This window comes from Pseudocolwellia antarctica (assembly GCF_049933045.1).
Taxonomy (GTDB): Bacteria; Pseudomonadota; Gammaproteobacteria; order Enterobacterales; family Alteromonadaceae; genus Pseudocolwellia.
Genome location: NZ_CP187926.1, coordinates 4233903 through 4246813 on the forward strand (window position 1 = coordinate 4233903; position 12911 = coordinate 4246813).

The following is a 12911-nucleotide window of genomic DNA, read 5'->3' on the forward strand; positions in this document are numbered from 1 at the left end:
GGGTTGATTGCAGGAATATTTACTTTATTTATAATGAATGTATTCCGTCGATAAGTAAGGGGCATAATAATGTATAAATGGTTAACAAGTTCTATCTAGCTCAGTGTATTGCGGGGGATTGATTGCAGGAATATTTACTTTATTTATAATGAATGTATTCCGTCGATAAGTAAGGGGCTTAATAATGTATAAATGGTTAACAATTATGGGTATTGTTTGCTTTGGTTTTGTAGTTGTATTACTGAGTTTAGGTTATGCACTTAAAGAAAATGAAGCGGCAACAACAGTTCTCAAAAATAAGTTAGATCAACAAAGAATTAACGCCACAGATCAAAACTCACCAACAGCTAAGTTAACTTTAGTTGATAAAGACCAAATAAATTTAGATAAGTTAACGCGCTATAAAAACATTATCGTTAAAAATATCACCTGCGTTAATTCAAAGCAGTGTGTACTTATCGATACTAAAGAAGTTGGATTAAATTGTGTTGTGGCTGTAAATACTATTGGTGCTTCTTTATTAATGAAAGAATTAAGAAAAGACTTTAAAGGTAAATCCATTCCACAAAACAAATGTGATGTTCAATCTAAGAATTTAACGCAAATTTGTGCACAGAATATGTGTCAGGTAGAAGCACTTTTATCAGTTAAGTAGCATTAAGCTGATTGCTTATCGAGTCAGTTAGTCGCACTTGATTACATTTTTAGTGTGTAAACTACTCACTAAGTCATCTCTATTTGAGTTAAGCTATTTTTTATAAAGTATTCTTAAATACTTTTTATAGTTCTAGATTTGATTATAGAGTGAGTATTTACACGTTATCACAACTCGTAATAACGTTACTGTAAAGTTACCTGAATACCAACAGACCCTAGCGGAGGCAACATGAGAATATTAAGAGCATCTTTAATACCATTATTTCTACTTACTACCGTGGGAAGTGCAGTAGCGGGTGAGTCTGAAGTCACTTGGACAGACCCTGATAAATATACTGATGTACGTTCGGGTAATGAAAACAGAAAACACTTTAAAGAAAGAATATTTAAAAGCTTTGAAAAGCACTTTGCCAAATTAAGTCAAAAGCTGCCTGAAGGGAAAACACTTAAAATTAATGTAACTAATGTCGATTTAGCTGGCGACGTACGATTTTCTAGCATGCAACAAATTCGTATTGTTAAAGATATATATATTCCACGTTTAGAATTCAGTTACGAATTAGTCAATGCTGATAAAAGCTTAGCGGCTTCAGGTGAAGTGGATTTAAAAGATATGGGTTTTATGACTTCATCCTCGGCATATAAATCAAGCAGTGATCTTTATTATGAAAAACGTATGATAAATAAATGGTTTAAGAATAACTTCATACCAGACAAGATAGACTAAAGCGTTAAGTCTATTTTTATACCACTTTTTGAGGTGTAAAAATGTGAAGAGTCACCTTATTACAAATTACGTTTATCTTTTTGACGATATTTTTCTTACTGAATATGTTATTTCAATGTGAAAAATATTGTTAAGCTATTAATATTAATAAAGAACCTGTCACTATTCCTACCAAAACACCTTAATCGAGCGTTTTAAAGCTTATTCCATAATAAAGAAACCACTGAAAAATTCTGTTACGATTGTCTTAACTAATAGATTTTAGATTTCGTAAAAATGCATAAAATTCTTCTCGGAATTATTCTTATCTGCAGCATAGTAACGCCTGCTTTTTCTTCGGATAAAGTCGTGTTACAGCTTAAGTGGGAGCATGAATTCCAATTTGCAGGGTATTATGCGGCATTGTGGCAAGGCTATTATAAAGATGCTGGTATAGAGCTAGAGATAAAGCCTTTAAGTCGACCTGATGGATCATTTGTTTCTGCGGTGGGTGAAATACAAAACGGTAATGCTGATTTTGCTATAGGTGGAGTGAATATTCTAACAGCAAAAGATTATGGTTTAGATGTAGTGGTTTTATCTTCTATATTTCAACGAAGCCAATATGCTGCATATTCACTTTCTGATACACCAATAGAGAACCTTTCACAATTATCTAAATTACGTATTGGAGCTACATCTGTTAGTTCAGGTCGCGCCGAAATTGAAGCGTTATTCATGGCTCATGGCTATGACCTTAATAAAATTGAGTTTGTCACTACTTCAGATCCAATTGATGCTTTACTTAATAATGAAGCTGATGCTGTATTTAGCTATGACGTATATGTAGCTTATAAAGCAAAAAAAATAGGAATAACACTTAATAAACTAGATCCAATAGATTTTGGTGCGAATTTCTACGGTGATACTTTATTTACATCCTTACAATTAACCCAAAGAGATCCTGAACTTGTAGCTAATTTTATTTCTGCGTCTAAAAAGGGGTGGAAATATGCTTTAAACCACAAAAAAGAAATCGTTAATAGAATCGTTAATGACTTACCTCGCTATATTTACAAATACGAAGATCTTTATGACTACAATATGGGCTATGCAGAGATCGTTGATTCGTTAATAAACTATCCGGAACAATCTATTGGTGAAGTAAACCCAAACCGTTGGATTGCAATGAATGACAGCTTAAGAAAATTGGGTATAGTGAATTCACATTTAGTTGAAGAGGAATTCTTTTTTGACTCATTCAATCAAAGAACTAATTTATCTTTTAGTTTTATCTTATTCTTCATCTTAATTCTTCTTTTTATCGGCATGTATATTTCATGGAATAAGCGCAGCATTCTATTAGCTATAATATGCATTCTGTTGTTTTCATATGTTATTGATTTAAAAATTGTGAACATACTCAATAATGAACATGAACAACAGAAAAAACTTAATTTATACCGACAGTTAACGTCTGTTAGTGCAAAGCTTGATAGAGACTTACAAAAAAACCTATCTATGTTGAGTGGTTTTTCTGCTTATATCTCTGCTGAACCTAATTTAGATTACGATGATTTCCGCCATTATGCACAAGAAATCTTTAAAAAAGAGCCTATGCTTATCAACTTTTCTGCAGCAAAAGATTTAGTGGTTAACTATATTTATCCACTAAAGGGTAATGAAAGTGCGCTAGGATTAGATTATCGTGAAAATCTTGTTCAAAAAGATATGGTAATGCAAGTCGTTAATACCGGACAATTATTGGTTGCTGGGCCTATTCAATTGGTGCAAGGCGGTAATGCTTTTATTGGAAGAGCACCTATCTATACTGGTAATGGGGTCGAGCGTAAATTGTGGGGCATTATTTCTGCGCCACTAAATTCGGATATGTTATATCAACGTACTGGTATTCTCGCTACGACTAAGTATTTTAATTTAGCGATACGCAGCATTGATATTGAAGGTAAAAAAGGTGCAGTGTTCTTTGGTGAAGATGCTACCTTTGATGATCCTGATAATATTCAAGTAGCAATTAATGTTGGCGCTGGTACATGGCAGCTGGCTGCAACACCTCATAAAATCAATAGTAATACCGAAATTAATATTATCATTTTTAGAATGATTTTAATTCTGTCAACGTTGATTATATGTGTTTTTGCTGTGATTCGTATTAGGCAACAAAATGAGCAACTTAAACTTCAAGCAACTATTTTAACCAATCAAGAACTTCTAGAAAATGTAGGACAAGTTGCAAAAATTGGCGGATGGAAATTAGATAAAAATTTAAAATTTATTGATTGGTCTAAACAGTCATCACGTTTATTGGGTAAACCGTTATATTTTCGTCCATCTGCTTTAGATGACGTCTCTGACTTATTTGATGCTTCTTCATTTAATGAACTCAAAAACAACATAGTACAAGCTTTTCTTACCCATAAACACTTTGAGCTTGATTTAGAGTTAGTGTCTGATAAAGAAGTTAAAGACTGGCTTAGAGTTATTATGAATATCTCTGATAAAGGGCAAGAGGATTTAATTACTGGCACTATGCAAGATGTAACAGATAAAGTGCTGAGTGGAAAAATCATAGAGCATCAAGCCACCTACGATGCCTTAACTAATTTACCTAATCGAGTTTTATTCAATGATCGTTTAGAAAACGCGATGGAAATAGCAGCCAGAAAAAATAATAAAGTAGCTGTGCTTTTTATCGATTTAGATAGATTTAAAGATATTAATGATAATCACGGTCATCAAGTGGGCGACAAATTATTAGTTTCTGCTGCAAACAGAGTTAAACATAGTGTACGTGATTACGACACTGTATCGCGATTGAGTGGTGATGAGTTTGGGGTTATTATTTCAGACATTCATAAATTATCAGATGCTATACACATCAGCGATAAAATACATGAGGCTATGCAGAAGAGTTACGATATTGATGACAAGTTTTTATATTGTAGTGCAAGTATTGGTATTGCTATTTACCCTGAAGATGGTGTTGATGCGGCTTCATTAATTCAAAAAGCTGACCAAGCTATGTATGAAGTTAAAGGTAGTGGAAGAAATGGCTGCCAATTTTATACAAAAGAAATGCAAGTTAGATCGGAATATCGCCATAATCAACTTAACGATCTTATTGCAGTTGTTGATGCCAATAAAATTACACCTTACTTTCAACCTATTATTGATTTAAACACGAATATTGTTTGTAAGAGTGAATCATTAGCACGATGGCAAAAAGATGATGGAACATTTGTGCCTCCAGTAGAATTTATTGAATTGGCAGAAGAGTCAGGGTTAATTAATAAGATAGATTTAGCTATGTTGCAAAATTCGGCGCAACAGCTTATTTCAATTAACCAAAATGGTCATAATATTGGACTAGCAATTAATATTTCGCCTCGTATTTTCCATACCAAAGATAAAGCACTAGAAAGTTGGATGGTGTGTATTAAAGACCTAAGCCAAGAGTTAAATATCACGATTGAAATAACAGAAAGATTATTAACAAGCGACTCTGAAAAAGCCTTGGATGTTTTGAAAAAATTGAAAGAATATGGAGTCAAAATTGCGATAGACGATTTTGGTACGGGTTACTCGTCATTGAGCTATTTGATAAAATTCCCTGTAGATATTATCAAGATAGATCGAAGTTTTGTTGATGCTATAGGTAAAGACGCTTCAGTAGAAACATTAATTGAAACTATTTTATTAATGGCTAAAAAGTTGAGCTTGCGTGTTGTTGCTGAAGGCATAGAAACTCAAGAACAGCTAGATTTTTTAAAGGCACTTGAGTGTGATTATGGGCAAGGATATTTCTTAGGACGTCCAATGCCTGCAAATGATTTTTCCACTTTTGTTAAATAGGCTTAATAACACGGTAACGATTGGAGACTAGTGCGATAATCTAATATGAGTCTTTAGTAAACAGACTTCATTTCATAAGCGCTTATTGTTATGAAATGAAGTTAGACAGTAAAGCTTATTTATAACTCTGTTCAAAGTTACCTAATACGATAAACAACTGCTCAATCTTTTTTACAATGTTAACCAGTAACTTCTGATCTTGGTTTTTTTGCCATAAAATAAATTCATCAGCAACTTCTTCAACATACGGTTGAAAAGTATTGGCTGTACAATCAAAGCCTGCTTCTTTTGTAAATACTGCTTCAAAGCCTGCTTGCTTCTTTTCTCTTAAATCCGCTAGCGTCGCATCAGAGGCTAATGACTTTTTTAAAACTAATGAAATGTTATCGAGTAATTGTTGATTTACAGTGCTGGTCATGAATTTAAGCTCTTTGTTTTTTGATAGATATATATTATGCGTATTATGTCAAATTAATAGGGGTTTTGTTAGCTTCACCCGCAATTTCTCTTACTAATTTAGGCATTAAAAATCCAGGCAGAATAGCCATGGTTTCATTCACTATATTAATGGCTGTTTGTTCTTCCACTTCAAAATGCGCAACCCCTTGAGCTTTATCAAACATATGAAGGTAATAAGGTTGAATACCGCTATCAAATAGCTTTTCACTAAGTGCTGATAATATTTGCGCATCGTCATTAATGCCTTTAAGTAAAACACTTTGATTAAATAATGGAATACGAGCTGATATGAGAGGTGCAAGTGCATCATCGAGTTCAGTATTGATCTCATTTGGATGATTAATATGCAGTACTATTGTTGCTTTTAAACGACTACTTTTTAAAACGTTAACCAATGCTAGCGTGACACGTTGAGGAATAACAACAGGTAACCGAGTGTGAATTCGAAGACGTTTTATGTGGCTGATATTTTCAATTTGTTCGACTAACCAACGTAAATGTTCGTCATTTGCCATTAAAGGATCGCCGCCACTAAAAATAACTTCGTTGATTTCTGTATGCTCAGCAATATAAGTTAAGGCTTCTTGCCAATCCGCTTTACTTGGGCTGTTGTCTTGATAAGGAAAATGTCGTCTAAAGCAGTATCTACAATTAATCGCACAGCCCGCTTTTACAATCATAAGCACGCGGTGTTTGTATTTATGTAATAAACCTTTGGCAACGGTATCGTGCTCTTCTAACGGATCTGTTGAAAAGCCATCAGTCACTAAAAATTCATTATTTAACGGCATGACTTGTTTTAATAAAGGATCGTTTATGTCGCCTTTTATCATTTTATCAATAAAAGGTCGGGGCACTCTTACAGGAAATAACTGTCTTGCTTTGAAGTGTTGTAAGTACTTATTTGCATCAATTGAGACTAATTCGAGTAACTCTTTCGGGTCGGTTACAACATTTGCCAATTCTTTTTGCCAAGAAATGTGCATTTTATTGGCTATTTGGGTTATTATTTGCGGCATTAAAAATCTCAGTATTTATATAAGAGCACAATTATCATGGCTAATTTCAGTACAAACCAATTCAAAGCAGGTTTAAAAATCATGCTTGACGGTGAACCTTGTAACATTCTTGAAAACGAAAACGTTAAGCCTGGTAAAGGGCAAGCGTTCAATCGTGTAAAAATCCGTAAGCTTATTTCAGGAAAAGTTCTTGAAAAAACCTTTAAGTCTGGCGATTCAGTTGAAGGCGCAGACGTTATGGAAATAGAACTAGCTTACTTGTATGCTGACGGCGAATTCTGGCATTTTATGAATAATGAAACGTTTGAGCAAGTTGCTGCAGACGATAAAGCTGTAGCTGATGCAACAAAATGGTTAGTTGAAAGCGATGTTTGTACTATTACGCTATGGAATAACTCGCCTATTTCAGTAACACCACCTAACTTTGTAGAAATCGAAATCACAGAAACTGACCCCGGTTTGAAAGGTGATACTGCAGGAACAGGCGGCAAACCAGCAACATTATCTACTGGTGCAGTAATACGTGTACCTTTATTTGTGCAAATTGGCGAAGTTGTTAAAGTTGATACAAGAACTGGCGACTACGTTTCAAGAGCGTCTAAATAAAACTTTTATTACGCTCTTAAAAAGCTCACTTTTGTGAGCTTTTTTTATGTCTGCTTTTCTCTATCGTTATTTCTCTTCTATTCTTAACTTATACCAAGTGGATTAATTTATTGAGCAACTTAGAGCTACATTAGCAAGCTTAGAACAAGCAAAATTGATTAAACATAGTTATTCTATATTTTTTTAATTTTGTGATGTTATCAGTTTGCTAATGAGCTCCCAAAGGGCCAGAATTTAAAGGCTCATATGCCGCGTTATTGATTTTGACAAGGGAATAACCATTCTCTTCAATCAATGCCTTGCCTCTAAGCCTTTAAATTCTCGCTAAGTGAGCAATAAATTAATCCGTTTGGTATTACTATTGCTGACTAAATAACTTCTTTCTCACCATAGCTCGATATGCGCTTGGCGTTATTTTTAATGTTTGTTTAAACAAACGCGTTAAATTGGCTTGGTCTTGATAACCTATTTGAAAAGCCACTTCCTGAATAGATAAGTTACTCGACGACAATAATTCTTGTGCAGCTTCTAACCTCATTTTTTTCCAATATTCTAAAGGTGTATTACCTGTAGCGACTTTAAATCGACGTGCGAATGTTCTTTGACTAATGCTGAAGTCGTTGGCTAATTGGTTAATCGATAGCGTTGAAGATAAATTAGTACGCATCCAGAACTGAATTTGCGTTATAAGCTCATCAGGATGACGATCTACAGCACCTTCTAAGTAACGTTGCTCTTCATAAGGCTTTCTTATTTCATGTGAGAAATTACGCTCTACGTGTTGCGCTGCTTCTTCACCATAAGTTTGATGAATAATATGCACAACAATATCAGCCAAAGCATTCAAACTTGCTGCACAGTACATGCGTTCAGATTGTGTGATAAAAAAATCGGGCTTTAGTTTTACTCGAGGGTAAGCGCGTTTAAATTGCTCTACATAATGCCAATGAGTTGTCGCAGGGTGATTATCAAGCACGCCTGATTCGGCAATAAAACATACACCTGTTCCGCCACCAATTAATGTAGCTCCATCTAGCCAGCTTTTTTTCAGCCAAGAGATCATTTTTGGATATTTTTTTAACAAAGGTCTTGGGTTGCGCCATAAGCTAGGTATAAATATAAAGTCAGGTTTACTCGCAAGTCCAATAGAAAAGTCAGGCTGTAATTTAATTAATGCACGCGTAACGACAGGCGATAAATTTTCTCCAACCATTTCTATTGAAAGTTGCTTCGCGGCTTTATTTTTTCGTAAAGCAAAAGCTTCACCCGCACGTAACATTTCAACGGGTAAGCTAACGCTGGTTGATAGCATATGATCGTAAAGCATTAAGGCAACTTTAACTTTTTTAGACTTTCTAGGAGACATAAGTAAAAAATACCCAAGGTTAAATTTTATATGGCTATTATTGCATTATTTTTGACTTTATTTGTATGTTTGTTGTTTTCGTTTAACTATAGAATGCGGTTAATTAATTTTTTAGATCATTATTTTAAGGTTTTTTATGACTGCTTTACCTCTTATTGTTGGCATGGGTGGCGTTAATGCATCGGGTCGTTCTTCTTTTCATCAAGGCTTTCGTCGTATTGTTATAGATAAATTAAATGCAGAAGCACGACAAGAAACTTTTGTTGGTTTAGCTTCATTAATGAATTTAATAAAAATTGAAGATGGCAGTTTAGTTGATTTAGAAGGTAATGCTGTAGCTAAGCAAGATGTTGAGAAACTTTTTGGAGAGCAAATATTAGCAGGTACTTTGATCAGAAAGATTGAAAAAAATCACTTTGATCCAGACGCTACTCACGCACATCAAAAAATTACTATGCAGCAAGCAGATAATGCAATTTGCTTTGAAATGCGTAAAAGAGATTTACCTGCGCCTTTACCTGCAACATGGAAAGTTACTGAATTAGAAGATAAACAAGTACGTGTTGAGATTGAAGGCGAGTTAGAAGTTAAACACGATACCTTTCGCAATAATCCAATTAAAGCGGCTGGCCAACTCCCTACAGGTTTCGAACCTGCTAATTTGTACAATAGCCGTTACCAGCCACGTGGTTTACAAACCACTATTTTTGGCGCGTCAGATGCTATTCATTCAACAGGTTTTTCGTGGGATGAAATTATTGCCAAAATAAGTCCTGATTTAGTGGGTACTTATTCAAGTTCGGGTTTTGGTCAAATGCAAGCTGAAGGTTTAGGCGGCATGATGAAAAACCGTTTAAATGGTGAACGTGTTAGTACTAAGAATTTAGCTCTTGGCTTAAACAGTATGTCGTCTGATTTTATCAACGCTTACGTAACGGGCAGTGTTGGTACTACTTCTACAGTGACAGGTGCTTGTGCAAGTTTCTTATATAACTTACGTAACGCTATTCAAGATATGAAAGCAGGGCGTATTCGTGTCGCTATTGTTGGTAGTAGCGAAAGTCCAATCACACCTGAAATTATTGAAGGTTTTGGTAACATGAGTGCCTTAGCTAATGAAGAAGGTTTGAAAAAACTTGATGGCATTACTGAAGGCGAAGCTGATCACCGTCGTACAAGTCGCCCATTCGGACAAAACTGTGGTTTTACTATAGGTGAAGCAGCACACTTTTTTGTATTGATGGATGATGATTTAGCGATTGAATTAGGTGCTAAGCCATTAGGTTCAGTTGCTGATGTATTTATTAATGCTGATGGTGTTAAGAAATCAATTACAGCTCCAGGTCCTGGTAATTACATTACTATGGCTAAATCAGTTGCGTTAGCTAATAACATTTTAGGTGAAGAGTCGGTACAAAAACGTAGCTTCATCTTAGCTCATGGTTCAAGTACTCCTCAAAACAGAGTGACTGAGTCGCTAATTTATGATCGCATTGCTAAAACTTTCGATATTAATGACTGGCCAATAGCTGCACCTAAAGCTTACGTAGGTCACACCATAGCACCAGCGAGTGGCGATCAATTTACGATGGCATTAGGTATATTCGCACATAATATTATGCCTGGTATTAATACTATTGATAAAGTAGCTGATGATGTTTACGACGAGCACTTAAAAATTACTACAGAACATTGGGATTGTGGTGATATGGATGTGGCTTTCATTAACTCTAAAGGCTTTGGTGGTAACAATGCTACAGCTATTTTACTTTCTCCAGCTGTTACATTAACTATGTTAGAAAAACGTCATGGCAGTGAAGTATTTAAAGCTTATCTTGAGAAGACTGAACAAGTGACGCAAGCTCAAAAAGTTTACCAAGATAAAGCTGATAATGGTGAGTTTGATCTGATTTATCGTTTTGGTAATGGCATGATTGAAGAAAATGATATTGTTATAACGAAAGAAAATATGAGTATTCCTAATTTTGGTATCGGTATCGATTTACCAACAGAGAACCCGTTTTCTGACATGACTTAGTTTACCTATAAGCTCATTCGAAGGCTTAAATGTTAACGCATTTAAGCCTTTTTTATATCTAAAACCAATGTTTTGTTGATAAAATACACAGAAATGTTATATTTTTGTTAATTTACTAAAGATAAGAAATATAACTAAGTAAATTATTTTATTAATTAACATAATTGGAGAAGAGCATGAAAGGGATACTTAAAGGTTTAGTTGCTGTAGTTATCGGTTTAGGTTTGTCAGTAACATCAGCAAACGCAGCAGATTGTAAAGGCATGTCATCATCGGCATGTTCATCTAACTCATCATGTAGTTGGGTTGATGGTTATAAACGTAAAGATGGCGCTTCAGTTAATGGCTACTGTCGAACAGCTAAAAGTAAAAGTAGTCTTGAAAAGGCAGCCACGTCTAAAAAATCGAGCTTAAAAGAAACGTCATCCTCTAAAACGGATGGCATGAAGTCTAAAAGCAAGGCGACAACAGACAAAGCAAGTTCAAAACTTAGCTCAACTAAAGATAAAGCAAAGTCTAAAACAGATACAACTGACGCTAAAAAAATGACAAAGAAAGAAGCAGCTAAAGCTAAGAAAGCAGAAGCTAAAGCAAAGAAAGCAGAAGCTAAAGCAAAGAAAAGTACATCAAAATAAAATCACAATAGAGTGAAATATAGTTAAAGCTCAATATTATTATTAAGCTTTAAATGATAAAAAGATTGTGGATTAAAAAAGCCTAAATAATTTAATTATTTAGGCTTTTTTATTAGCTTAGTTTAGGTTGGTGTATTAATTACAAACGTAATCAAGAATACCTATAGCCGCTTTTCTGCCTTGATCTACAGCAGTAACAACTAAATCTGAACCTAGTACCATATCGCCACCAGCAAAGATGTTTTCTTTACTTGTTTGTAGAGCAAAATTACTATTGTCTACAGCAATAACACGACCTCTTGAGTCAAGTTCAACACCAGCGTCTTTCATCCACTGTGGAGGGCTTGGTAAGAAACCAAATGCGATAACGACTGCATCAGCTTCCATAATAAATTCAGACCCTTCAATTGGCTCAGGATTACGCCTGCCATTAGCGTCTGGTGCACTTAGTTGAGTTTTAACAAACTTAACACCACATGCTTTGCCGTTTGCATCAGTCGCAATATCTAAAGGTTGAATGTTAAACGCAAAGTTTACACCTTCTTCTTTAGCATTTTGTACTTCACGTGGAGAACCAGGCATGTTTGCCTCATCACGACGGTAAGCACATGTTACTTCTGTTGCACCTTGGCGGATTGATGTACGAACACAATCCATCGCAGTATCACCACCACCTAGTACAATAACTTTTTTCTTTTCAAAGCTAACGTAAGGTTTCGCATTTTCAGTAATACCCATTAAGTTTTGAGTATTGCCAATTAAGAAATCTAATGCGTTATAAACACCTGTAGCACCTTCATTTTCGAAGCCACCAGTCATATCAGTGTATGTACCTAACGCTAAAAATACTGCATCGTATTCTTCGCTTAACGATTCAAATGTAATATCAACACCTACGTTAATATTTAACTTGAATTCGATTCCCATACCTTCAAATATTTCACGACGTTTCTTGATAACATCTTTTTCTAATTTGAATGAAGGAATACCGAAAGTTAACAATCCACCTATTTCAGCGTGCCTATCATAAACAACTGCATCGATACCGTTACGAGTTAGTACGTCAGCACATGATAAACCAGCAGGTCCAGCACCAATGATGGCAACTTTTTTACCTAACTTTTCAACATTAGATAAGTCAGGTTTCCAACCTTGAGCAAACGCAGTATCAGTAATATATTTTTCAATATTACCAATGGTTACGGCGCCAAAGTCTTCATTTAACGTACAAGCTGATTCACATAATCTATCTTGTGGACAAACACGTCCACACATTTCAGGCAAGCTATTGGTTTGGTGACATAAGTCAGCCGCTTCAAAAATCTTACCTTCAGTGACTAGTTCTAACCATTGTGGAATATAATTGTGAACAGGACATTTCCATTCACAATATGGGTTACCACAATCTAAACAACGGTCAGCTTGACCTGCACTTTGTTCAGTACCTAATGGCTGATAAATTTCAACGAAGTTAACTTTGCGATCATCGATTTTCTTTTTAGGAGGATCGATACGCTTAACATCTATAAATTGGTAAACATTTTTACTCATT

10 protein-coding genes are annotated in these 12911 nt (G+C 35.0%); 6 read left to right on the forward strand and 4 right to left on the reverse strand.

Annotation, left to right across the window (positions count from 1 at the left end):
• Positions 1-184: 184 nt before the first annotated feature.
• The 3 genes from ACPUVN_RS18350 to ACPUVN_RS18360 all read left to right on the forward strand — a co-directional run bounded on the left by ACPUVN_RS18350 (position 185) and on the right by ACPUVN_RS18360 (position 5236).
• Positions 185-655 carry a hypothetical protein gene (locus ACPUVN_RS18350; protein ID WP_426358876.1) on the forward strand — a complete coding sequence of 157 codons (471 nt, stop codon included), beginning with the start codon at positions 185-187 and terminating at the stop codon, positions 653-655.
• A 231-nt stretch (positions 656-886) separates the two neighbouring features.
• The gene (locus tag ACPUVN_RS18355; RefSeq protein WP_426369608.1) at positions 887-1384 is read left to right on the forward strand and encodes a DUF3016 domain-containing protein; all 498 of its coding nucleotides are present in this window, start codon (positions 887-889) and stop codon (positions 1382-1384) included.
• Positions 1385-1732: 348 nt separating this feature from the next.
• Positions 1733-5236: an EAL domain-containing protein gene (locus ACPUVN_RS18360; protein ID WP_426369609.1), complete on the forward strand. Its 3504-nt coding sequence runs from the start codon at positions 1733-1735 to the stop codon at positions 5234-5236.
• 115 nt (positions 5237-5351) lie between these two features.
• Here the strand turns inward: ACPUVN_RS18360 and ACPUVN_RS18365 are convergent, their stop codons facing one another.
• Both ACPUVN_RS18365 and epmB read right to left on the reverse strand, forming a co-directional pair.
• Positions 5352-5654: a hypothetical protein gene (locus tag ACPUVN_RS18365; protein ID WP_426358873.1), complete on the reverse strand. Its 303-nt coding sequence runs from the start codon at positions 5652-5654 to the stop codon at positions 5352-5354.
• 43 nt (positions 5655-5697) lie between these two features.
• Complete coding sequence (epmB, locus tag ACPUVN_RS18370) at positions 5698-6714, reverse strand: EF-P beta-lysylation protein EpmB (RefSeq protein WP_426369610.1); 1017 nt, start codon at positions 6712-6714, stop codon at positions 5698-5700.
• Between the two features lie 36 nt (positions 6715-6750).
• On the opposite strand from epmB, the gene efp reads away from it, so the two are divergent.
• The gene (efp, locus tag ACPUVN_RS18375) at positions 6751-7320 is read left to right on the forward strand and encodes an elongation factor P (protein WP_426358871.1); all 570 of its coding nucleotides are present in this window, start codon (positions 6751-6753) and stop codon (positions 7318-7320) included.
• A 358-nt stretch (positions 7321-7678) separates the two neighbouring features.
• On the opposite strand, the gene ACPUVN_RS18380 is transcribed toward efp, so the two are convergent.
• Positions 7679-8686, reverse strand: coding sequence for a GlxA family transcriptional regulator (locus tag ACPUVN_RS18380; protein ID WP_426358870.1), 1008 nt, complete (start codon positions 8684-8686; stop codon positions 7679-7681).
• Between the two features lie 136 nt (positions 8687-8822).
• On the opposite strand from ACPUVN_RS18380, the gene ACPUVN_RS18385 reads away from it, so the two are divergent.
• Together ACPUVN_RS18385 and ACPUVN_RS18390 are read left to right on the forward strand one after the other, a co-directional pair.
• Positions 8823-10724: a beta-ketoacyl synthase gene (locus ACPUVN_RS18385; RefSeq protein WP_426358869.1), complete on the forward strand. Its 1902-nt coding sequence runs from the start codon at positions 8823-8825 to the stop codon at positions 10722-10724.
• Positions 10725-10900: 176 nt separating this feature from the next.
• The gene (locus ACPUVN_RS18390; protein ID WP_426369611.1) at positions 10901-11359 is read left to right on the forward strand and encodes a hypothetical protein; all 459 of its coding nucleotides are present in this window, start codon (positions 10901-10903) and stop codon (positions 11357-11359) included.
• A 135-nt stretch (positions 11360-11494) separates the two neighbouring features.
• Here the strand turns inward: ACPUVN_RS18390 and ACPUVN_RS18395 are convergent, their stop codons facing one another.
• Positions 11495-12910: an FAD-dependent oxidoreductase gene (locus tag ACPUVN_RS18395; RefSeq protein WP_426358867.1), complete on the reverse strand. Its 1416-nt coding sequence runs from the start codon at positions 12908-12910 to the stop codon at positions 11495-11497.
• Position 12911 lies beyond the last annotated feature (1 nt).